Below are 21,832 nucleotides of genomic sequence, written 5' to 3'. Positions count from 1 at the left end.
AAATAGACAGAGAAACTGATGAGATGTGACTAAATCATACAGGTGAGCGTGAGGGAAGGACTTTATTCAAAAGGATTGAAGAAAAAGAGTGCTGGAGAAGTGGCTTTTAGGATTGGCACACAGGCCATACGGAAAACTCCGCGTTCACCTTGAACCCCACTCCCACAGCCCCTTTGTGCAGATACAAGCAATAGCTCCAGTCCGGCTCAAAAGTACTTGTCGTGGAAGACCAATAGGCTTCACGAGGATTGAGAAATGGATGCGGGGACGGTAACGCCGGAGAATGACCGGAAGCGTCGACCAAGGATTCAAGTTCATTAATGGAGGGAAGTCGCCAGTCGCGTCCAGTTTTTTGCCGATAGTCAGCGATCCATCTGTAGGCTGTATCCAAATTGACCAGTTTCCCGGCAAGGTCGGCGTGACGTGCCCAGATAAGCCCGGTGAGATCGTCTCGAACAATTTCACCGTCATCTTCAAATCGTTTGTCAGGCCAGGCGACACCCGTGCGTATTGCACCATCCTGTCCTGTGTTGCTGCAGTCGATGGTATTCCCGTCGGTATCGTAGCAAAGACGTTGTCCTGTTTTTGGTATCACATCGCTGCTCCCAGCAACCGGCCAAGCAAGTTCATACCCATCTTTTTTGCCGTAGAACATCCGGCCACCCATAAAATGAACGTGCCAAGCATACGCCGGAGACATGGCCGACGATGTTGACGTCCAATACCAATGCTGGACGAGGTCGGTAAACGGATGATCGGCCGGCAAAACCGGCCGCGTCTGACCATGATCAACCAACGAACGCAGTTCTCGTCGATTTGGAAGACGCCAGTCGGAACGACCATAAGCACGCTCGACGTTCATCTGTTCAATGGCATCGAGGCTTTCTTGCCAGGTGAGGGGGAATTCAGCGATGGCCGCTCGACGCGTCCAGATAAGCTTGGTCAAACGATCGGTGACAAGGTCGTTTTCAACCACAAAACGTGGTTCAGGGAAGGAAACTCCAGACTGTATTTCACCGTCTTGTCCCGCATTCGCACACTGTATAGCTTTACCGTGACTATCAAAACAATACCTTTGGCCGGTTCGAAAAAAATATTTCATATTTCATGCTACCATCCCCATAGCATGAAGGCCACCTTTCAAGCCTTACCAGACAGTCTCGTAGCCATCCGGAGCAAGATCCCAAGTCGGTCCATAGACATGGACACGCAGGACGGGTCTTCCCGAAGGGTCGACAATCGGTCCTCCGGCATGCACCCATCCTAAAATACCGCCAATCATATTTTTCATCACAAGTCCGTATTTTGGGCCATATTCTTCTGCCAACTTGCCGCTCCGGTAACTGATGGTACAATAGACGATGAGTGTTTTGCCACTGTACTGTTCTGGATGTTCTCGGAGATCATCGGCCGAAATGGCTCCGGGAATTGTCGAAACTGCGCGTTCTTTCGGCTCTCGGTCATCGACAAAAATGACATTGCCCTCACCAAGGAGTTGTATGGCTTCTTCCGGACGAATATCGATGACGTCAGGAAATTTCTGTTTATACTCGTAGTACATTTCGCTGACAGCCAGCCGTTTCTGGGCACTATCAAGGAGTCGTGGTTTGAGCCAACCCGCCGCGATGGCCGCGCCGGCACAGACAACAAGAGCCACCCCCCACCAAATAACGAGTTTTCGTCCTCGTAACTGCTTTTTCATAATGAAGCGCGTTCCTCGTCTCAGAATCTGTTCACCGCAACAAATTGGTCAAACGGGTCAAGGTTCGTGACAATATCGAGTGTTTCACCGGAGGTACATATTGAGCAGTTGTAATGAGCTCGGGTCGTTGTTCAATAATAATATCTGTTGCCCACGCTGCACAACACTCGGAAAAGCGAGCACATTGATCAAAATGATCCCGGCCCTCTTTCTCGGCTTTTTTCGTCAAAACCCGACAACACACCGCTCCATGTTCTTCTTTGAATCGATCATGAAGAGCCGCACCGGCTTGTTGCACTTGACGCCGACTCAGGCGCCCTTCTCCGGGACCGGCAAGCAACATACCGAGTGCAAGTTGTCCCCCTGAAAGGGCCCCACAGACACACCCGCTATTCATTCCAACAGGCAAAGAACTGGTGAGGCGCAATACCAGCTCTTCACTCAAACCTGCATCCAACACCTCGTTGATACTCAACATAACGGCATCGGCGCATAAATACCGACGCGAACGAAAAAGCGATTCGGCACGATCAGACACAACCATCCGAATATCTTCGCTTTTTTCAATTATCATAACGTATCCTTATTTCTGTCCTGAAAAAATCAAAACTCGTGGTGGACCCCAGAGGCACCACTTCAACTTCGTGTTCGTCCGCCAAAAAGATAAACAGAATTTGAGCTTTGAAAAGCACTCGACATGCTCTATTCAAACAACCGGGCTGCCCACTCCAGCCATTCCTCAGGAAAACCACGATGATTATGGACATATTCATGGCACGCCTTTTCTAAACGGGGAGTATCATCGGCAAGGCGTTCCACCTCGACCCAGCGATTCCAGTCGGCTGCAATTCGCCACTGGGGATCGTCAATACGGCAATCCGGAAGTCGGTAATGGAATGCCGGTCGAGGCTTAATCAAAGGAGCAATTTCCGGGTCAACATGCTCCATGACAAGACGCGCTTCAATACTGGCAAACAACGGCAACATATCTAACGAGCGATTTCGTGTGGGATTGCTCAGGAGGTAATCAGCAATGAGTTGTCTCCGACTTGGGGCGTAATCCGGAGATAATACCGTACGAACGTATTCTTCGGGAAAATCATCAATATAGGGCGATATACGTCTGGTCAGATCAATCCCCGAGCTCTCGGCAATAGCATGACGCAGCAGCAAATAAGACCGGAGCATATCTCGCAACCAATCCGCTTCCAAACTTGCGGCTTCCACATTGATATGCAAACCAAATCCATAGAGAAACGATGCCTGTGTCCCCTGCGCCTTGTGTTTGTGGAAGTCGGCCCGCAATGCCTCGACTTCATCACATCGGTCCGTCGGAATTGGCGGTGTTACGACTTCAAACGGCACAGCCAATGACGCCAGCTCCAACAAGGCGTCCTCTAAAGTCTCGCGAGAATTAACATCAAGCTCAATGCCGATGGATTTCAGCATTTGCTCGTATTCTTTATTCTTAAGAAGCGAGGCATCGACTTCTACATGGAAATCACCGAAGTCGGTTTGTGCAACGGTATAAGCAAACCGGCTCTCTCGTTGTATCGTTCCATGAAAGCGGTTGACTACAAGTTGGGCAGATTGTTCAATGTCGAGGCCGGCATATTCCAGTTCAAATCCAGCTCGACGGATATCGCCATCAGAATTGGTTGAACGTGGCAGAGGAAGAAATTCTTGATTGTTGTTCGAAAGAGACACGGCATTCTCCTTTGTCCGTTATGAAAGAGTGGTATTCATAGCATATTCCTTGCCGTGATCCAACCAGATGCAATTTTTTATTATCCAACCCATTTCGCCCAAAGCTTTCGTGAACGCGGTCCATCGAATTCACAGAAAAAAATTCCTTGCCACGTGCCCAAGCACGGCTTCCCATTTTCAACAATAAGACTCAGCGAAGGGCCGAAGGTGGTTGTTTTGATGTGGGCATCACTATTCCCTTCAGCATGGCGATAATCACCTTGATGTGGCACAAGACGCCGCATCGCCGTCAACATATCTCGTATCACGGAAGGATCGGCATCTTCATTGATTGTTAAACCAGCCGTGGTATGCGGACAATGTAACACAAGAATACCGTCATCCCATCCTCTTTCCCGTATGAGAGCGGCTATTTCATCCGTAATACTCACCATCTCTTCCCGAGAGTGCGTATTGATATGCAAAATTTCCATACCTTCTCCTTTGCTGATCAATCATTCGATACCAATTTCAGGCATATCCTTGCTTATGTACCCAGGAAAAGCATGGATACGCAATTCTTATGGTCGACAGGCATGTGCAAAATCTTCGGCGTACAGCCGAGACGGTGTTCCGGTTTCCGGATCGGGCAAGACAAGAAAGAGGGTCTGGGATGTAATTCCTTCGGCACGAACCGTCTTCGCCAGGTCGAATAAAGGGGCACGACAGAGACGCTCACCGGGCCAAGACACTTTGTGTGCAATGGCAATTGGCGTTTCCGGAGGATAGCCGGCAGCGAGCAATTCGCTTTGAACCCCTTCGGGATTGCTTCCCGACAAATACACAGCCAAAGCGGTTTTATGCGCTGCTAGATCGCGAAGTCGCTCGGACTCCGGAACGGCTGTTCTCCCGGCAAGTCGGGTCAGCATGAGTGTTTGAGTTTGCTCGGGCAATGTAAACGATGCACCAAAAGCCGCTGCTGCAGCTGAAGCCGACGTGACGCCAGGAATAATTTCCCAGTCGATGCCATCTCGACGTAACAAAGCAATCTGCTCTTGTACGGCTCCATAGAGCGCAGGGTCACCTGTATGAACACGTGCCACAGAGCATCCTTGATGAATGGCATCCACCATACACGCATGCGTCTGTTCCAAGGTCATCGGCGCTGAATCGACAATCTTTGCCCCACCTCCGGCCAATTCGGCAACAGCCCGTTGAACCAAAGAACCAGCATAAAGGACGAGATCGGCCTGACCAATCAACCGGGCCGCTTTGACCGTCAGCAAATCGGGGTCTCCTGGCCCAGCACCAATAAAGCTCACTTTCGGCATGAATAGTTACTCTTTTTCTGCAGTCACAAGAAAGACCGGATTACGACTCACAAGGCGGCGATCTTGCCCAAGCGGTTCAGAAACAGCCGCCTGAATTTCAGTTACTGTGGTTTGGATACCTTTCCGTCTAAACCCGTCCAACACCGTACTCAAACTTCCCAATAAAACACATGCAACCGTCATGCGTCCCCCACAAGGTAGCCGCGCCAATGCGGTTTCAATCACATCGAACTGCGTGCCTGCTCCTCCTCCCACAAAGATACGGTCCGGATCAGGTAATGCATCAATTGCTGTCACGACATCGGACACAACCGTTTCAATATGTAACGCCCCGCTCTTTCGGATCAAATCGCGCATGACCTCAACGCGCTCGGAGAGACGTTCCACAGCGCAAACGCATCCATTGTGTGCCAATACCGACGCCTCCAACGAGACCGTCCCAATACTGGCGCCAAGATCCCACACCGTATGTTTGGGTGCTATCGACAATGAAGCCAGCACCGCTGCTCGTACAGGCCATTTCGTAAACGGATGTCCATAAGGGACAAAAAGCTCGTCCGGCATTCCCAGATGGAGCGCCATGTCCGGCGGAGCGTCACGCTCAAGAACGACAACGTTGAGAGGAGAAAAAGACCGCATGGCGGCTTCGGGCAAACGAAGGTGTTCCACGGTTTCCGTCGGCGCTCCCATATCCTGGCATACCCACATGGAATAGTGGTCCCCTCCTCGCTGGAACACACCTTCGGCAATACGATTCGGGGTGTTGACGGGATCGGTGTACACCGCAACCGCCATGGAGCGGGCCAACGTCGCAAAAAGTTTCGGCAGAGCTGCGCGACCATGCAACGAAACAACTGGAAGATCGTGAGCAGGCCGTTTGATACGTGCGCAGGCCGCATGGATCGCGGTAACTGCCGGATGAAAAACCAATTCACTGGTATCGAAATGAGAAAGCAGCCAATTCCCAATACCATAGAATAAAGGATCACCGGAGGTAAGGAGCGCAACTGTCTTTCCCTCATCCAATGCTTGGCGAACAGCCTGTTGAACGTCGGACAACGGGGAGCCAATGGGGATGACCGGCACATGAATTTTACCAAGACACGAGCACAATCGTGGAGCACAGGCAACAACATCGGCCGAGGCGACCACCTCGGCAAGCGAAGCAGACAATGACGTTTCGGCCATTCCCAGACCGATGACATGAAGAGACGGCATATAATGAGCAGAGCGGCTTACGCCGGATCAAAGTTCGATAACCTTTCCCTCAAAGGCAAGAGAAAGCTTATTGGCCATATCGGCGTTACGGTGAAGAAGATCAGCAAAAATCGACTCCAGAGCATCGTCAGTCCGTGTTGGCTCGTGATGCGTTAAACAAAGATGGCCGACATTGGCTTGACGTCCCAAAGCAACACAGTCGTCCAACGTGGCATGCCCCCACCCTACACGAGACGGATATTCGGCCTGCGTATACTGCGCATCAGCCACTACATAATCGACACCATCTATAAATTCGAGCAAATTGGCACTCTTCGCGGCAACAAGCTTCTCGAATTCTTCGTATTCCTGATCCTCCGGGGAGAATATATTGGCGTAATGTTCATGATCGCCTGTAAAAAAAAACGATTTGCCACTATCTTCAATTTTATACCCAAATGTCAGCACGGGATGATTCATCAGGATGGATGACACGGTTGCTGTTCCGACCTGTATGGTTTGCCGTTCACGGATGGAATCATAACGGATATTTGCTTTCAATTCCGTACTTCGAACAGGAAAATAACAATATTCCATCTGAACGGCCAATATCTCGTCAATGCCTTTCATGGAAACCGGGTCGAATGTTCCCCGTATTCGTATATCGTTGTTCGGAACGAAAAGTGGCACAAAAAACGGCAATCCTTGAATATGATCCCAATGTGTATGGGTAATGAAGATATCACAAGAAAGAGGCATGTTTTTGGCCAACTCAAGACCGAGCGCCCGTATCCCGGAACCAGCATCAAGAATAATGCGCTTGTCATCCGATGTCACGACTTCAAGACACGTTGTGTTGCCGCCATAACGAACAGTCTCAGGTCCGGGGGCGGGAATGGAACCACGTACCCCCCACATGGTGATGCGCATGGTTTCTCCTGGAAGAATTATATGAACAGCTTTGCCTTTTCCACAAGTTCATCAACTCCCTGGAGCACTTGAAGCGCCCCTTCCTGATCAAGGCCCAGCCGATCTTGGACAGCATCTGGAAATTCATCAATCACCACGTTTCCGGCAAAACCGTAGTGCAATTTTTTAGCGGCCTGATTTGCCGCAAAGACGCAGGCCACAACGGAGCTCGGACGCTCTCCGAGAGAATGGTGGTGAGCAATGCTGTCACGCAATGGGACGGGCAAAACCCACTTTTCAGCCAACAGTGCGCCCATATTCGCATGCGTATCGTTCAAAAATTGTTGCTCTGCTTCATGCAGTGGAGTGATGCCAGAGGCGGCTTGCGCCAAAGCCGACTTATAAAGCTCCGGCTCATACAGAGCAAAGATGACTTTCCCGATATCATGCAAAAGCCCTGCAACAAACAAATCCCCAGCCTGAGCGCGGGATATACCTATATGTTCGCCAAGCTGTCTCGCAGAAACACCGACAGCGAGACAATGCAACCAAAAAGCATTGATATCGAAACCGGCTTTATTTTTTCGTGGTAACGCTCCGATAACGGCCAGACTCAAGGTAATATTCTTCAATGTATTCAGACCAATATACACAAGCGCGTGAGAAATAGAGGTGATTTGCTGCGCCAAGCCAAAGACAGGAGAATTAACGAGGCGCAGAATTTTCATAGTTAAAATTGGATCATGCTCGACAACAGACAACAGCTCCTTCGGTGAACAGTTCATATCTGAAGTCAATTGCAGGATACGGTTCACACTTTGTGAAAAAGCGGGTATCTTATCAACCAGGGTGAGTAATTTGGCTCGAGAATCGGTCATGATGCATTGCTGCTGGTTTCTCAAACGACACTGCCCTATGCTTTACGACAGGCAAAAGGCCTTCCTCCTCAACCATTATTTTCCTTAAGTTGTTTTCGATTGTCTTGCAATGCTTGTCTTTTTACGCAAAATTACCGTTTCCAATTGCCATGCTTAAAACGCTATGACACACTGAACAAAAAGAATTAGGTTATGATGATACATAACCACAAAAACACAGAATGACCATGCATGATGAAATGGCTTTCCCCAGTCCCCAGCAAGACCCAGAACTTCTCGTCATTGACCAAGAGCGTGACATCGAGCATTTGCGACGTCAATGCCTGGCTATGGAGGCCAAACTCCGCGATAGCGAAGAAAAATTCAGATTTGTTTCAGAAACAGCCGTCGATGCTATTATCGTGACGGATGTCAAAGGTGACATCACGTTCTGGAACAATGCCGCAAAAAAAATTTTTGGCTACACCGAAGATGAAATCCTCGGGAAACCGTCTTCCATCCTCATGCCCCAGCGATATCAACAGCGCCATGATGACGGCATTGAACGCTACTTGAAAACGGGCGAACCACACCATATTGGCAATACGGTAGAGGTGGAAGGATTGCGTAAAAACGGAAATGAATTCCCTCTTGAACTGTCTTTATCGACGTGGACAACAAATAAAGGAATTTTTTTCGCTGGCATTATTCGCGACATTTCCGAACGTAAGCGCTTGGAACGACTCAATGAAGATGTGCAACGCGTTGTTCGCCATGATCTCAAGTCTCCGCTTATCGGGATCGGTGGTTTTGCCAAACTTCTCCTGAAAAGTGACAACCTCAGTGACCGTGAGAATGAGTGGGCCACCATGATCTACGACATGTCGAAGGACCTGCTCAACCGCCTCAGCTTATCGCGCGATATTTTTAAAATGGAAGAAAATACGTACGAACTCGCACCGAAACCCGTCAACCTTATCCAGGTTATCAAAAGTGTTGATCTTGAGCTGCATGAACCGGCGGAAAAGAAAAACATTGTTCGACGTCATCTGCTGAACACTCACCCGATGGACTTCAATGAAGAATTTCTCATTGATGCCGAAGAGCACCTCATACGTTCAATGATCGATAACCTTGTGAAAAACGCACTCGAAGCATCTCCGGCAAACGAAATTGTAACGATCTCCGTGTCGTGCCGTAACCCAAATGTCCATATTGATATTCATAACCAAGGGACAGTCCCAGAAGACATTCGCGAACGTTTTTTTGAACGCTATGTCACCAGTGGCAAATCTGGAGGCACCGGCCTCGGAACCTATAGCGCCAAGCTTATCGCACATGCCCATCATGGTGATATCCTGTTCACGACGTCAGAAAACGAAGGAACACATGTTGTTGTGACACTCCCTCTGAAACAGCCACCAAATCGACCGAATCCGTGACACCAACTTCCGGAGGAGTTCATTATGAAGACTTCACGCATTGTTAACCTGCGTTTTGAAGGCACGGCAATTGATGCACTGTTAAAGGGACTGTGGCTTATTCTCACTACTATTCCTATAGTCACAACGGCCTGGGGGATGGTTCCATTTTATCGCTGGTTCAATAATAACACTGTCACAAGTGACGGACGACGTTTTTCCCTTGAAGGACGTCCTGCAAATGTATGGTTACTCATGGCGGGATTCACCCTCGCGAACTTCGTTAGAGGCCTCGCCCAAGGCGCCGCTCAACAGGAAACCTCAGATCAGTTTGACCCGGCAACGATTCTACTCGGTTTTGGACTGTTCATCATTGTCCAACTTTTCACCTGGGGTATTTTAAAGTGGTACATAAGTCATACGCGTCTTGACGATACCATTGCGTTGCGTTTTCGTGGTGGAGCTATACCATTTATTGGATGGATGATTCTCAGCATCATTTCAATTTTTACCATCATTGGGTGGGCTTGGGTCAATGCCGCCATCATTCGATGGGTCCTCAGAAATATAGACGCTCCCAATATGACATTCGTCTTTACCGGTCGAGGGCATGAAGTTCTTTGGCGTTCTCTTGTCGCGCTTCTCGGCTCAATTTTTATCGTGACAATACCCTGGGTATGGCTATGGTTGACCAAGTGGTTCGTTGCTTCGACGCATATTGAATGCGACCAAATTTCATAAAGATATCGCACTTCTTTCACTTGCGTTGCTCTAAAAGGAAGGCTACCTCTTGACCAAGCAACTCGTATTGGTCGTGTGGGTACTTTGGAGATTCACAGTGACGACGAGAGCTGACCAGGTCACGTATCGTCTCAAAATTGTTAGACAATGCAGACTATTCCATCTTTCAACATTCCAAATGGTCGCAATGTCTTTCAAACTCCATGCCTTTGTTTCTTTTTGCCTGATTTGGCTATGCGTGTTGCCATGTCGAGCTACGGCGCAAGATCATCTTGTCATGTCCGGCCCAGACAATATTTACCCTTTGCAATTCATCAACGAACAGGGGCTTCCCGACGGCTCCAATCTCGGATTCTGGCGTAGAGCTCTCAAAACTCAACAATTTGAACTCATTTACTTATTCGATTCGCTTCAAAACGCACAGCACGATGTTCTTGAAGACCGCGCCGATTTTGTTTCCCCCGTTATCGGTTCTCCCCTTCTTCCAGGGCTGACATTAACAAAAAGTTATCATCATATTGATATATATCTCTTTTACCAAGCAGGCCTAGGCCTGATTACCGGACTCCACGATGTCGCTGGACTCCACGTCGGTGTTATAGACTCCATGCCAATTGCCAGAGAGATCAAAGCGCAGGGCAACGTCAATTTTACCGTTGTTCATTTCAACAGCGCAAAAGAATTGTACGCAGCTGCCGAACAAGGTGAAATCCAGGCTTTCTGCTCTCCTTTGGCATTAGCCAAGCTGCACTTTTCCCCCGAACAATTGGAAACCTCCTTCCACCACACGAGTGCCCCGGTTCTCATCCTTCCCATCGCAGCGGCAGTAAAACAAGGGAGGACCGTTCTTCTCGATCGCCTCAATACCGCTATTGATAGCCAACGTCTCAAAAGAGGAGGTCAACTTGGAAGTCGCAACCATACCGGTGGAGCGGATATCTTTTTCCCTTGGGATAAAGCCGTGCTTATCGGCTTGGGGTTTATTCTCGCCTTTTTCTTCGTGGCATTATGGAACTGGCAACTCAGACGAAAAGTTCGGCAAGCTACAGAGCGATTGACCTCCTCCAATAGAAAACTGGAGCATGAAATCAGTCGACGAAAGAATGCCCAATCCGAACTCGCCCATATCAACCGTAAACTTGAAGGCATTGTTCTCGAACGAACAAAGGATCTCCGTCACAAGGCCGAAGAACTCGAAGCCGCGAATGAACGTCTGCGAGCCATGGATGCATTGAAGTCCATGATGGTCTCATCGGTTTCTCATGAACTCCGCACCCCTCTGACGTCCATACGGGGATTTGCCAAGCTCGTGGATAGAGATCTTGATCGGTATTTCCTTTCCAGTGTTGCAAGCGACAGACGACTCCATAGCAAAGCCACTCGCATCAAAGCGAATTTGTCTATTATTGAAAGCGAAGGAGCACGCTTGTCACGACTCATCGATGACATGTTGGATTTATCGAAAATCGAAGCCGGGCGTATGCAGTGGAGGGACCGACCTGTGACCCCGGAGGTGTCGATCCTGAGTGCGGCCTCGGCTGTACGCACTCAATTTGACAATAAACCCGATGTCGATCTCGACATCCGCATTGCGAAGAATTTACCGACAATCCTTATTGATCCCGATCGATTTGAACAGATGCTTATCAATTTGCTCGACAACGCCTGTAAATTTACGAAAGAAGGCTCCGTCACGATTGAGGCCAAAGCGCAGAATGGCACCCTTCATGTTGAAATTGCCGATACTGGTGTTGGCATTCCTCCAGAATATCTCGACTCTATCTTTGAAACGTTTCGTCAGGTTGAGCGCGACACACTCGAAGACAAACCTTCCGGAACCGGTCTGGGATTGGCCATTTGCCGAGGTATTGTCGAACACTACAACGGGACGATCAAGGTGCAATCAACACCCGGCGAAGGAACTATTTTCACCGTGACACTTCCTTCCATGCAATAATCCCCGCGTAGAAATCCACCGTCATCGCTCAAAGTGCTGAGGATAAGCTTCTGCAAAATTGCCACCATGAAATATAATTCGTCCACTTTGCGCCAAGGCTTCACGACAGGATCGGCGGCTGCAGCTGCGGCCAAAGCCGCCATCATACACCTTGTCTTTGGTCACTCCTGCACATCCGTCAATATACCGGTTCCACCGGGAGCACCTCTGGACGATACAACGAGACTCGACATCCCCCTTGCACGTGTCTGGGCCATCAGCCAGGAAGAAAGTGCCGCATTGGTCATCAAAGATGGAGGCGATGACCCGGATGCAACACACCGGGCACGGATATCCTGTCGAGCCAGTCGCATAAACCATACTCAACCCTGCGATATCATTGTCGAAGGTGGTCGTGGAGTCGGTCGTGTCACGTTACCCGGCCTCCCTGTTCCTGTCGGGCACGCCGCGATTAACCCTGCGCCGTTGGCACAAATCAAACGTGCTGTTGCCGAAGTGAGCCCCACACTGCCAGGCTTGCGTCTTGTCATTGAAGTTGAAGATGGTGAAACGATTGCTCAAAAGACCTTAAATCCTCGGCTAGGCATCGTGGGAGGGATTTCTATTCTCGGAACATCAGGTATTGTCGTGCCGTACAGTAGCGAAGCCTGGAAAGCCGCCATTGACGAAAGTCTATCCGTTGCTCGAGCTCAAGGCATCACCACTATCTTTCTCACCACAGGCCGAAAATCCGAACGATTCCTCAGAAATCGCAACCCTCACGCTCCCGCCATTGCGTACGTCCATATGGCCGACTATGTTGGACATACCGTCTCTGCTGTGACTCGCGCAGGTTTTCATGACATGGTCTTCGGTCTGTTTTTTGGCAAGCTCGTCAAAATCAGTCAACAATACGCTCATACACATGCACACGTCTCTCATATTGACTTCTCTGCCATAGCGAAGACCGCTCTACAGTGTGGAATTCCTGAAGAAATAACCCGACGCATTGAAACTGCTGTTACGGCACGCCATGTGCTGGAACTCGTTGCAGGTTGCGCTGAAGCATCTCATTTCATCGATACCATAGGTCAGTCCGCGCTGGCATTTCTTACGACGCTCTCTCCCCTTCCGAAACGGCTTCACGTCTTTGATTTCGACGGTACTATTCTGTGGGAAAGCGACGCCGTACCAAAGGAGCATACAATAAACGTTTGAGGAAGAATGCCTCCCTAGTCTCCCCCACCGCGTAACGCCTCTATAGGGTTCATGGCAGCGGCTTGCCGGGCAGGTTTGAGACCGAATGCGATAGCAATAAGTACGGAAGAAAGCGTAGAGAGCACAAAAATTTTTGTTGAAAGAACGATCTCTATTTGGCCCGTACGCGTCAATAGCTCAGCAATGGCAATCCCGAGTCCAATTCCACAGAAGGAACCCAAAAGAGTCAAATACACCGCTTCGCTCAAAAACTGTATGGTAATGGCAAACCTCGTCGCGCCGACCGCTTTGCGCAAACCTATTTCCTGCTTGCGTTCACTCACACTGAGATACATGAGGTTGGCCAACACAAATCCCCCCACAAAAATGGCGACGGTCGCCGTGATGCCAAGAAACACCACGAGCCCGCCGGTAAACATCGTCAAAAACTTCAATATCTCCTGTGCAGTCAGAATCGTAAAGTCGTCATCCTCCCCATCCTGCAAATGGTGGTTATGCCGCAGCAGAGCGCGCAAGTTTTCTACATGATCCGCCATACGGGACGGATCATAAAATTTGACGCGTAGTGCCCGGAAATACTGTCGATCCATATTAAACCGTTGTGTCAGAGTCGTGAGAGGAATAACCATGCGATCATCGACGGATTGCCCTCCGCCACCACCGGAAACACCACGATAGGCCAGTCTTCCGACTATGCGGACAGCCAGGTCGCCAACTCGAACGATTTGACCGATAGGCGACGTCTGGCCAAATATATTGCGTGCCGTCTCGTCACCGATTAATGCAACTTTGGCCCCGCGTTCAACATCCTCGCGGGTCAAATCTCGTCCTTCAACCAATGGCCAGTTCCAGGCCGATCCATAATTTTCCGTTGCTCCAACCAGAGTAGGGAGATCCGCGGAAGTATTGCCCGCCTTGACACGTAATCCAAATTTAGCCCGCATGGGTAGGACTTTATACGCCCCCGGTAACGACTGGGCGATACGTTCGGCATCAGCCCAACTTAACGTGAGCACGCGCTGCCCAACGGGACGATTTCGAATATCTCCACCCAAAACAAAAGCCGCATCCGGGCCAAACCAATCCACGATTTCCAGTGCTTTTTTTCGTCCACCATCTACAGCAGCCACAATGACCGTCAATGCAGCAATGCCAAGAGCTACAGCCGAAACAACGAATATCCCACGCAGAATAAATGCTTTGACCGCAGCCAGCGCCGACATTTGGATGCGGCCGACAAGGCGCAGACTCAATAATGCGTGGGAAAACAGACTCATTCAGGCCCAACCTCACTGACTTGACCGTCGCGGACAAAAATACGACGCGAGGCATAGGCCGCTGTTGCTTCATCGTGTGTAACGACAACGATGGTTTTACCAATTTGATTAATTTCCTGAAGAATCGACATGATTTCTCGACTGGTGACGGAGTCGAGTTGCCCTGTCGGTTCATCCGCAAGAATCAATTCGGGATCGTTGACTAAAGCGCGAGCTAAGGCGACACGCTGCTGCTGTCCTCCTGACAATTGTGAAGGTTTGCTGGAAAAATGATCGGCAAGCCCGACATCGGCGAGTAACTGGCGAGCCCGTTCGTTTAAGATATCTTGGTCTGTTTCAGCATAGAGTCCAGGGAGCAACACATTATCCAAAGCCGTTGCATACGGAATAAGATAGAAACTTTGAAAGACAAACCCGAGCATCCGGCCACGTAAACGGGAAGCATCATCATCATGCAATGCCGAGACATCATGGCCAGCAAGAAAATATTGTCCTGCTGTCGGTCGGTCGAGCAGCCCCATAATATGGAGCACTGTGGACTTCCCCGAACCGGATGGGCCCTGCAACGCAACGAATTCGCCCCGTTGCAATTCCAAATTGACGCCTTTCAAGACAGGTAACTGAAGATCACCACGAAAATACACCTTTTCGATGTCCTTCATGGAAACAAGCGCATTGTCCTGCCCGGAATATGACAGCGCCATTATTTTTTTCCTTGTTTTGCCGGCAAGACGACCTGAACAGCCACAGTTTGTCCTTCTTCAAGACCAGAAACAACTTCGGTTTCCCGCAATCCAGCTAAACCAAGCTCGGGATGAAGTTGAACAACGCTGCCATCGTTATTGACACCATAGACTACCTGCGTGCCCTGAACCCACTTCAATGCTGTATTCGGGATAACAAGCACGTCGTCGAGCTGCTGAACGACGATACGACACTGTGTCGTCATTTCCGGACGCAGCCTTTCAGCCTGCTCTATGCTCACGGGAACCAATGCTTTGTAATAGACGATATTATCACGAATTTCTGGCTGAGGATAAATCAGCTCGACAGCCCCTTGAAAAACGGTGTCCGGATATGCATCCACCTGAAACTCTACAGCTTGTCCCGGTTTCACCTGTCCGACATCGGTTTCATCGACATAAATCCACATTTCCAGCTTTGTTGGATCAATAACGGTAATAAGGTTCGCGACCTGCAGTCCGGCAACAACGGTTTCGCCTTCTTGAATCGTTACCTGACTGACCACTCCTTCAATCGGACTGACAATGCGGGTATACGAAAGTTGCGTGTTACGTGTGGACAAAGTGGCACGGGCTTCGTCGACATTTCGTTTCGCTTTGATACGTTCTTTTTCAAATTCAGTTTTCAACAATTCAGCGCTGGCTCGTCGAGCGCTCACTTGACTCGCTTTCACCAACGCATCGCGTGAGGCCGCATCATAAACATCTTTTGCAACAAGTTTCTTCGCATACAGTTGAGCTTGCCGTTTCAGGGTGAGCCGAGCATATTCTTCCTCCGCTTCGGCCAGACGCAACTGTGCTTCAGCTTCTGCAATGCGCTTGGGATAAACTGTCTCGACGCGACCTTGTTCTGCTTTGGCGCTTTCAAGACGAGCCTTAGACACATCAAGTTGGGCAAGCTGTTCCCGATCATCGATCAAGGCGATGACTTCGCCTTTTTGAACCGGATCTCCCACTTTGACACGCATTTCATCGATAGAGCCTGTTGCTCTTGCCCCGATTTTGACAATCGCACCAACTTGGGCCTGCACAATGCCTGTCGCTTCCAATACTTTTCGAATATTGCCGCGCCGCACTTCAGCTGTCTCAAGAACGCGAATCGGTTGCACACCAGATCGCAATGACCAATACGCAATGCCAGCAATACCAATAATGATAATGGACATGAGCATCCATTTTCTTTTCCGCATGCTGTTCTTTCTCTCCTCAATTCGAATCGACCAAAGGCCTCCAAAAAGTCCAAGCTAGCATTACAACAGCGCGCTATACGAATGGAGGCGTCGTGTATCGATGCATTACAGACTTTGAAGCCACTCCGACAAAGGCTCCTCAACACGCTTTCGTATGGTGTGTAACCGTTCTTGCGTTCCGGCTTCAAACCGCATTGTTATTTCAGGTTGTGTATTCGAAGCACGTATGAGTGCAAATCCATCGAAAAACTCAAGTCGCAGGCCATCAATGTCGACGATATCATAATGGCCTTGAAAGAACCGTCGGGCCTTTTCGATAATCTCATGCTGTTTTGTCTCCGGACACGGTATTCGTATTTCAGGTGTCGTCCATGTTTCAGGCCAATCATCGAGCCAACCGGACAATGATTTTTCCGGATGCGCACAGAGAATTTCAACAAGGCGAAGTGCAGCGTATATGCCGTCATCAAACCCGAAATAGCGATCGGCAAAATAAAAATGTCCGGCAAGTTCGCCGCCAAGAATCGCCCCGGTTCGACGCATATGTTCTTTTACGAAAGAATGCCCTGACGGAGTCATCAGGGGTTCTCCTCCGTGCCGTGTGATATCGTCGAAAACAAGACGACTACACTTCACATCGGCAGCAATTCGGCTTCCCGGATGTGTTGCAAGCAATTCCCGTGCGTATATGGCAAGAATACGATCACATGAAACATACGCTCCATTTTCATCCACGACGCCCAATCGATCGGCATCACCGTCAAGGCCAAGACCACATATTGCGTTCTCGGAAACAACACGTTTTTTGAGGTCTCCGATATTTGCTTCTACAACAGGGTCAGGGTGATGGTTCGGGAATCGACCGTCCGGCTGACAGTATAGCTCAGTGACATCAATTCCTGCCTGTCGTAAGGCTGCTGCAGCCACAAGTCCTCCGGCTCCATTCCCTCCATCAAGCACAACGCGAGGTCTTCCATTACGGTCGAAGCGACCAAAATTTTTTTGTAAAACATCAAGGTAAGCAGGACGAATATCATGTGTGCTCACGATACCGGTACCGTGGGTGAATCGGTCTTTACGCATGATGTCGCCGATGGAAGACAACTCATCGGAATGCAACGTGCCATGACCGAACCATATTTTAAATCCGTTGTATTGAGGCGGATTATGACTGGCTGTCACCATGACGCCCGCCTTCAGGCCGAAATATTGTACAGCAAAATACAATAATGGTGTTGGAACGAGTCCAAGAGAAATGACATGCACACCACATTGCCGAAGCCCATCGACCAGGCAAGCCGCATAATCCGGAGAGCTCAAACGACAATCGCGACCGACAACAGCTCGGTCTACACCATGATTACAAAAATATGTTCCTATGGCTTTTCCAAGGCGAGTAACCACATCAAGATCAAAATCGATGTCAACTTTTCCGCGAATATCATAGGCTCGAAATACGGAATAGAGGTCGGTTTTCATACGTTTCTCCCGGAATGCATCACAACGAATGCGAACTAAACAATGAACGGACCCCTTGACCAAGTGGAAGACTCGGTCTACTTCCCACGTATTATGAATTGGGACTGGGACAAACTGAACGAAAAGCGGCAAAGGAACGCGCCACCAACTCCGCCGGACTTGAACAAAATCGGCGATGAGTTCAAAAAATTCAAGGATATTCCTGGAAGATTTCCTGGTGGCGCGAAGCTCATTGTACCGGTACTCATCCTGCTTTGGCTCCTTAGCGGGATTTACATCGTACAACCGGACGAAATGGGCGTGGTAAAACGATTCGGTGCATTCAACCGGTTGACAGGGCCGGGTCCACATTACCATATCCCCTTCCCTGTGGAAAGCGTGCTGACACCGACGGTCTCTCAGGTGCAGCGCTTTGAGGTTGGGTTTCGCACCATTGGCGGACGCGAAGGATCAAGTGTGTCGCAATTTCGACCTGTGCCCGAAGAATCGCTCATGTTGACAGGCGATGAAAATATCGTCGACGTCCAATTTATTGTCCAATACCAGATCAAAAATCCGCAGGATTATTTGTTCCGCATCGCTCAACAGGACGAAACCGTGAAAAACGCGGCAGAAGCTGCCATGCGCGAAGTGATTGGCAATAACAAAATCGATTCTGTACTCACGACGGGAAAACTCGAAATTCAAAACCAGACCAAAAAACTCTTGCAATCGATTCTCGACAAGTACGAATCCGGTATTAGTGTTGTCGCGGTTCAGCTTCAAGATGTGCATCCGCCGCGAGAAGTCGTCGACGCGTTCAAAGATGTGGCAAGTGCCCGCGAGGACAAAATTCGTTATATTAACGAGGCCGATGCGTACTTGAACGACCTCATCCCGAAAACACGCGGACAAGCCGAAGCCATGCTCAACCAGGCTCGTGCATATAAAGAACAAAAAGTCCGCCAATCACAAGGTGAATCTGCACGCTTCTTGGCTCTTCTGACGGAGTACGAAAAAGCTCCGGAAGTCACGAGGAAACGTCTTTACCTTGAGGCTATGGAAGAAATCTTGAGCAACAAAGGTGTGGAAAAGACGATTATCAGCCAGGATGCAGCGAGCAAAACGACTCCTCTGCTTCCGCTGAGTACGTTCTCGCAGACCCCAACGGCCGGAGTTCAGCCTCAAAAAGGAGGACAGTAGCATGTCGATATTCAAATCCTCCTCTGTCCTGTTACTTATTGTACTTGCGGCAATTGTTCTCATTACGCAAAGTGTCTTTACCGTTGACCAGACTCAGCGCGCCATTGTCTTGCAGCTCGGCAAACCTGTTGGTGGAGCCCGTGGCCCGGGTTTACACTTCAAATTGCCTTTCGTTCAAAACGTCATCTACATGGACTCACGCATCCTTGACTATGACGCCAAGGCAGCAGAAATATTGACGAAAGATAAGAAAACCATGGTTGTCGACAATTATGCCAGATGGCAAATCACGAAGCCGCTCGACTTCTATACGACATTGCGCACAGTAAGCCGCGCTCAAGCCCGCCTTGAAGATATCATTTATGCGGAGCTCCGCGTTGCTCTGGGACAATTTACTTTAGCGCAGATTGTTTCGAGCAAACGCGCTGAAATAATGGAGCTTGTCACAGAAAAATCGAATGCCGCTCTGACTCCGTTCGGCATTGAAATTGTGGATGTTCGGATTAAACGCACCGATCTGCCCCCAGAAAACCAGAACGCGATTTTCGGACGTATGCGTGCCGAACGAGAGCGTCAAGCCAAACTTTATCGTTCGGAAGGACGAGAAGAAATGGCAAAAATCAAGTCCTCGGCAGACAAGGAACGGGCAGTACTCCTCGCCGAAGCCGGTCGGAAATCTGAAATCCTGCGTGGTGAGGGAGATGCCCAAGCCGCAGCCATATATGCCGAAGCATATAATAAGGACAAAGAATTCTATGCATTCACGAAAAGTCTGGATGCATACAAAAAGAGCTTCAGGGACAATGCCAAGATGGTTCTAACACCTTCAAGCGAATTCTTTGAATACATGCATTAACACGTATGAAGACGATTTCTGTTTTCCATCGTATTCCTCTTCTCTTCTTGCTCGCAACCGTAATCTTCATCGCAGGTTGCGCCGACTGGAATAACGGTTTTGAAGAGGAGATATTGGGACGAGCTCCAACTCCAGTGGACTCTCCCGCCCCTGTGCGTCGGGCCTCGGCCGATACAGCCAAACCGGCTCTAGAAGCCAGCCCGGCCCAGGGCACTCCTCCCGAATTGCCATCCAATTCGCTCATGGAATCTGGTTTAACAGAAAAAACCATCAATGAAGCGACAATCGAACCAATGCCCGTGCAAACCGCACCGACACCGGCTCAAGGTCAAGCCATTCCACTCCCCGTACCACCCCGCCCGTCTGCTCCTGTTGCTCCCGCACCGATGCAGGAGAACGCTCCAATCCAAGTTTCTGAACCTGCTCCGGTGGATAGTCCGAGAGAAGAACCAGCCGTAGCATCTCCTGTCGTTGAACCCGCTCCTGACACCGACGTACAACGATTTCGTTCCATATACCAAGTGAGTGCATTTGTTCATGAAGACAATGCAAAGAGCTTGAGAGATATGCTTTCCGACCGAGGGCACAACGCTACAATTGAGCCGTCTGATGTCAATGGAAAAACGTATTATCGCGTTCTCGTCACCCTTGAAGGAACAACACCGGAGATGCTGAGCGAACTGTCTGAAATTGGCGTAACAACGCCAAAACTTGTTACCCAGACGCCTCTTCCGTAACCCCAAACACTGCGAGCGTGTTTTTTATATGAAACAAAATTTTGTTATTGCTCATAGGGAGCATAACAAAACACATAGTATTTTTTACAAGGCCAAAAGAAAAGAGGTGCGGCTTTCAGTTCAATGAAGTCTTGCACATACCACTTAGAACTTCTATTTGAGAATTTTCCGTAACACGAAAATCAGCAATACATTCCCATACAAAGCGAATCAATTAAACAACGGCATGTTTGGCGAGACAAACATTCCACCCCTCAGAATTCGAAAAAAAAGCCGAGGACAACTTCCTCGGCTTTTGACGTGTTCTACGAATATGTTAACTCTAGCAATCTTTCCCTACTCGTCTCCGTAAAAAGCCGATTCCGAAGAGACCTGAACCCATCAGCCAAACCGCTCCAGGAAGAGGAGCAGAGGCAGGGGTAAAGCCTGAGAATTCAGCGTAGGCGCTTCCAGCTTCATATCCAGGAGCTAAAGCCGTTGTATAGAGTGTAAAGGTGTGCGTCCCTTCATCCAGGAGGACATTGGAGAGTTCCCCATGAAAGTACTTACCTTCTGTATAGGTCGTGTCCCATGAGACTGCCGAGTCATCGATATACAAAGCAAATTCATCTCCAGGTATATACCCATCCCATGCACTCGCAAAGTCAATATAGGACGCTGTATCCAATTCAATTCCCCAATATATTTCCCCTCCAGGAATACTGCCGATCTGGTCGATTTGGCCGAGGTCTCTCCAATAAAAAGATCCGGACCATCCCGTATCATAATCAATTTCGATATATGCATAGCTTGATGTCGCAAGAGAAAAAAATACAATAACGACACTCAAGCACATGAATAATTTCTTCATCATATTGTCCTTCTCAATAGCGTTTAATATGGAGAATCCACAACCAATTTCATCTATTGTCTTCATTGCGCAATTGACTGGAACCAATGCAGTCAACAAAAAAGGCAACTCAAACTAATGCATAACAGCAAAAGACATTCCACTCTAAAAAATAACAATAGTAAAGTATTACACAACTCAAAAGTCAATCAATCCAAATTTTCCATACAAAAAGTAATACGATCACAAGAGTTATTCAGATTTATTTGGACAATTGAGTGAACGAGCTTGAGAATATATTCTCTGGAGAATACCATGCGTAATACAATAAAATATATGTGGAACAGTAGCTCATCAAGAGACATGAACACTGTACCAAACCCTTCTCCAGGCGAACTACAACCTGAATGAGGGGTCTCCCAAAGATCGAGATGACCCAACACGAAATGTAACGAGAGAAAAGAGACAAAAACAAAGATGATTTTCGGAGAAAATACGGAGGTAAGAAAAACGAGCGGTGGAAGGAACATTGTGCTCCCTC

General features: G+C 49.0%; 21 protein-coding genes. 7 read left to right on the top strand and 14 right to left on the bottom strand.

What is annotated here, in order from left to right; all coding sequences use genetic code 11:
- Positions 1 to 106: 106 nt before the first annotated feature.
- From G451_RS0122295 to G451_RS0122255, 9 genes are all read right to left on the bottom strand, one after another.
- Complete coding sequence (locus tag G451_RS0122295; protein ID WP_027185986.1) at positions 107 to 1,102, bottom strand: Lcl C-terminal domain-containing protein; 996 nt, start codon at positions 1,100 to 1,102, stop codon at positions 107 to 109.
- A 45-nt stretch (positions 1,103 to 1,147) separates the two neighbouring features.
- The gene (locus G451_RS0122290; protein WP_051261779.1) at positions 1,148 to 1,702 is read right to left on the bottom strand and encodes a rhodanese-like domain-containing protein; all 555 of its coding nucleotides are present in this window, start codon (positions 1,700 to 1,702) and stop codon (positions 1,148 to 1,150) included.
- Between the two features lie 31 nt (positions 1,703 to 1,733).
- The gene (locus tag G451_RS31090) at positions 1,734 to 2,276 is read right to left on the bottom strand and encodes a C-GCAxxG-C-C family protein (protein WP_051261778.1); all 543 of its coding nucleotides are present in this window, start codon (positions 2,274 to 2,276) and stop codon (positions 1,734 to 1,736) included.
- 128 nt (positions 2,277 to 2,404) lie between these two features.
- On the bottom strand, positions 2,405 to 3,409 hold the full coding sequence (locus G451_RS31085; RefSeq protein WP_051261777.1) for an amidoligase family protein: 1,005 nt from the start codon (positions 3,407 to 3,409) through the stop codon (positions 2,405 to 2,407).
- Positions 3,410 to 3,489: 80 nt separating this feature from the next.
- Complete coding sequence (locus G451_RS0122275; protein ID WP_027185984.1) at positions 3,490 to 3,882, bottom strand: secondary thiamine-phosphate synthase enzyme YjbQ; 393 nt, start codon at positions 3,880 to 3,882, stop codon at positions 3,490 to 3,492.
- Between the two features lie 87 nt (positions 3,883 to 3,969).
- Positions 3,970 to 4,719: a precorrin-4 C(11)-methyltransferase gene (gene cobM, locus G451_RS0122270; protein ID WP_027185983.1), complete on the bottom strand. Its 750-nt coding sequence runs from the start codon at positions 4,717 to 4,719 to the stop codon at positions 3,970 to 3,972.
- A 6-nt stretch (positions 4,720 to 4,725) separates the two neighbouring features.
- Positions 4,726 to 5,937 (bottom strand): precorrin-6y C5,15-methyltransferase (decarboxylating) subunit CbiE, encoded by a 1,212-nt coding sequence (cbiE, locus tag G451_RS0122265; RefSeq protein WP_027185982.1) that lies wholly within the window; start codon positions 5,935 to 5,937, stop codon positions 4,726 to 4,728.
- A gap of 27 nt (positions 5,938 to 5,964) precedes the next feature.
- Positions 5,965 to 6,846, bottom strand: a complete 882-nt coding sequence (locus G451_RS0122260; protein ID WP_027185981.1) for an MBL fold metallo-hydrolase — start codon at positions 6,844 to 6,846, stop codon at positions 5,965 to 5,967.
- 17 nt (positions 6,847 to 6,863) lie between these two features.
- Positions 6,864 to 7,703 (bottom strand): HDOD domain-containing protein, encoded by an 840-nt coding sequence (locus tag G451_RS0122255; RefSeq protein WP_034643402.1) that lies wholly within the window; start codon positions 7,701 to 7,703, stop codon positions 6,864 to 6,866.
- 227 nt (positions 7,704 to 7,930) lie between these two features.
- Here G451_RS0122255 and G451_RS33270 point away from each other — a divergent pair, with 227 nt between their 5' ends.
- The 4 genes from G451_RS33270 to cbiD all read left to right on the top strand — a co-directional run bounded on the left by G451_RS33270 (position 7,931) and on the right by cbiD (position 12,998).
- The gene (locus G451_RS33270; RefSeq protein WP_051261776.1) at positions 7,931 to 9,124 is read left to right on the top strand and encodes a two-component system sensor histidine kinase NtrB; all 1,194 of its coding nucleotides are present in this window, start codon (positions 7,931 to 7,933) and stop codon (positions 9,122 to 9,124) included.
- A 24-nt stretch (positions 9,125 to 9,148) separates the two neighbouring features.
- A complete protein-coding gene (locus tag G451_RS33265; RefSeq protein WP_027185979.1) occupies positions 9,149 to 9,844 on the top strand; it encodes a YjgN family protein in 696 nt (231 codons plus the stop codon).
- A gap of 97 nt (positions 9,845 to 9,941) precedes the next feature.
- On the top strand, positions 9,942 to 11,801 hold the full coding sequence (locus tag G451_RS33260; protein WP_084448719.1) for an ATP-binding protein: 1,860 nt from the start codon (positions 9,942 to 9,944) through the stop codon (positions 11,799 to 11,801).
- A 66-nt stretch (positions 11,802 to 11,867) separates the two neighbouring features.
- Positions 11,868 to 12,998 carry a cobalt-precorrin-5B (C(1))-methyltransferase CbiD gene (gene cbiD, locus G451_RS31065; protein WP_051261774.1) on the top strand — a complete coding sequence of 377 codons (1,131 nt, stop codon included), beginning with the start codon at positions 11,868 to 11,870 and terminating at the stop codon, positions 12,996 to 12,998.
- 14 nt (positions 12,999 to 13,012) lie between these two features.
- Here the strand turns inward: cbiD and G451_RS0122230 are convergent, their stop codons facing one another.
- The 4 genes from G451_RS0122230 to G451_RS0122215 form a co-directional block, all read right to left on the bottom strand.
- Positions 13,013 to 14,275 carry an ABC transporter permease gene (locus G451_RS0122230; RefSeq protein WP_027185978.1) on the bottom strand — a complete coding sequence of 421 codons (1,263 nt, stop codon included), beginning with the start codon at positions 14,273 to 14,275 and terminating at the stop codon, positions 13,013 to 13,015.
- On the bottom strand, positions 14,272 to 14,979 hold the full coding sequence (locus tag G451_RS0122225) for an ABC transporter ATP-binding protein (RefSeq protein WP_027185977.1): 708 nt from the start codon (positions 14,977 to 14,979) through the stop codon (positions 14,272 to 14,274). The genes G451_RS0122230 and G451_RS0122225 overlap by 4 nt, the downstream gene beginning before the upstream one ends.
- Positions 14,979 to 16,208 (bottom strand): efflux RND transporter periplasmic adaptor subunit, encoded by a 1,230-nt coding sequence (locus G451_RS0122220; RefSeq protein WP_027185976.1) that lies wholly within the window; start codon positions 16,206 to 16,208, stop codon positions 14,979 to 14,981. Before G451_RS0122220 ends, G451_RS0122225 begins: the two co-directional genes overlap by 1 nt.
- Before the next feature lie 105 nt (positions 16,209 to 16,313).
- Complete coding sequence (locus tag G451_RS0122215; RefSeq protein ID WP_027185975.1) at positions 16,314 to 17,687, bottom strand: phosphomannomutase/phosphoglucomutase; 1,374 nt, start codon at positions 17,685 to 17,687, stop codon at positions 16,314 to 16,316.
- Positions 17,688 to 17,780: 93 nt separating this feature from the next.
- Here G451_RS0122215 and hflK point away from each other — a divergent pair, with 93 nt between their 5' ends.
- From hflK to G451_RS0122200, 3 genes are read left to right on the top strand one after another with little or no spacing between them, the layout of a single operon-like run.
- Entirely contained in the window at positions 17,781 to 18,869 is a 1,089-nt protein-coding gene (gene hflK / locus G451_RS0122210; RefSeq protein ID WP_027185974.1) for an FtsH protease activity modulator HflK, read from the top strand.
- Between the two features lies 1 nt (position 18,870).
- Entirely contained in the window at positions 18,871 to 19,725 is an 855-nt protein-coding gene (hflC, locus tag G451_RS0122205; protein ID WP_027185973.1) for a protease modulator HflC, read from the top strand.
- A gap of 5 nt (positions 19,726 to 19,730) precedes the next feature.
- Positions 19,731 to 20,462: an SPOR domain-containing protein gene (locus G451_RS0122200; protein ID WP_027185972.1), complete on the top strand. Its 732-nt coding sequence runs from the start codon at positions 19,731 to 19,733 to the stop codon at positions 20,460 to 20,462.
- A gap of 322 nt (positions 20,463 to 20,784) precedes the next feature.
- Here G451_RS0122200 and G451_RS31060 read toward each other — a convergent pair whose 3' ends face one another.
- Positions 20,785 to 21,315, bottom strand: a complete 531-nt coding sequence (locus G451_RS31060; RefSeq protein WP_156921762.1) for a VPLPA-CTERM sorting domain-containing protein — start codon at positions 21,313 to 21,315, stop codon at positions 20,785 to 20,787.
- Positions 21,316 to 21,832: the final 517 nt, after the last annotated feature.

This window comes from Desulfovibrio inopinatus DSM 10711, assembly GCF_000429305.1.
In the GTDB taxonomy this organism is placed as follows: Bacteria; Desulfobacterota; Desulfovibrionia; order Desulfovibrionales; family Desulfovibrionaceae; genus Alteridesulfovibrio; species Alteridesulfovibrio inopinatus.
Note: the sequence above shows the minus strand (reverse complement) of the source record. Positions and strands in the feature narration are given on the sequence as shown.

Coding starts and splice junctions, on each gene's coding strand:
- cobM (WP_027185983.1), bottom strand. CDS start 4,719: ATGCCGAAAGTGAGCTTTATTGGTGCTGGGCCAGGAGACCCCGATTTG.
- G451_RS31060 (WP_156921762.1), bottom strand. CDS start 21,315: ATGATGAAGAAATTATTCATGTGCTTGAGTGTCGTTATTGTATTTTTT.
- G451_RS0122215 (WP_027185975.1), bottom strand. CDS start 17,687: ATGAAAACCGACCTCTATTCCGTATTTCGAGCCTATGATATTCGCGGA.
- G451_RS0122230 (WP_027185978.1), bottom strand. CDS start 14,275: ATGAGTCTGTTTTCCCACGCATTATTGAGTCTGCGCCTTGTCGGCCGC.
- G451_RS0122260 (WP_027185981.1), bottom strand. CDS start 6,846: ATGCGCATCACCATGTGGGGGGTACGTGGTTCCATTCCCGCCCCCGGA.
- G451_RS0122295 (WP_027185986.1), bottom strand. CDS start 1,102: ATGAAATATTTTTTTCGAACCGGCCAAAGGTATTGTTTTGATAGTCAC.
- cbiD (WP_051261774.1), top strand. CDS start 11,868: ATGAAATATAATTCGTCCACTTTGCGCCAAGGCTTCACGACAGGATCG.
- G451_RS0122275 (WP_027185984.1), bottom strand. CDS start 3,882: ATGGAAATTTTGCATATCAATACGCACTCTCGGGAAGAGATGGTGAGT.
- G451_RS0122200 (WP_027185972.1), top strand. CDS start 19,731: ATGAAGACGATTTCTGTTTTCCATCGTATTCCTCTTCTCTTCTTGCTC.
- G451_RS33270 (WP_051261776.1), top strand. CDS start 7,931: ATGCATGATGAAATGGCTTTCCCCAGTCCCCAGCAAGACCCAGAACTT.
- cbiE (WP_027185982.1), bottom strand. CDS start 5,937: ATGCCGTCTCTTCATGTCATCGGTCTGGGAATGGCCGAAACGTCATTG.
- G451_RS0122290 (WP_051261779.1), bottom strand. CDS start 1,702: ATGAAAAAGCAGTTACGAGGACGAAAACTCGTTATTTGGTGGGGGGTG.
- G451_RS31090 (WP_051261778.1), bottom strand. CDS start 2,276: ATGATAATTGAAAAAAGCGAAGATATTCGGATGGTTGTGTCTGATCGT.
- G451_RS0122220 (WP_027185976.1), bottom strand. CDS start 16,208: ATGCGGAAAAGAAAATGGATGCTCATGTCCATTATCATTATTGGTATT.
- G451_RS33265 (WP_027185979.1), top strand. CDS start 9,149: ATGAAGACTTCACGCATTGTTAACCTGCGTTTTGAAGGCACGGCAATT.
- hflK (WP_027185974.1), top strand. CDS start 17,781: ATGAATTGGGACTGGGACAAACTGAACGAAAAGCGGCAAAGGAACGCG.
- hflC (WP_027185973.1), top strand. CDS start 18,871: ATGTCGATATTCAAATCCTCCTCTGTCCTGTTACTTATTGTACTTGCG.
- G451_RS0122225 (WP_027185977.1), bottom strand. CDS start 14,979: ATGGCGCTGTCATATTCCGGGCAGGACAATGCGCTTGTTTCCATGAAG.
- G451_RS0122255 (WP_034643402.1), bottom strand. CDS start 7,703: ATGACCGATTCTCGAGCCAAATTACTCACCCTGGTTGATAAGATACCC.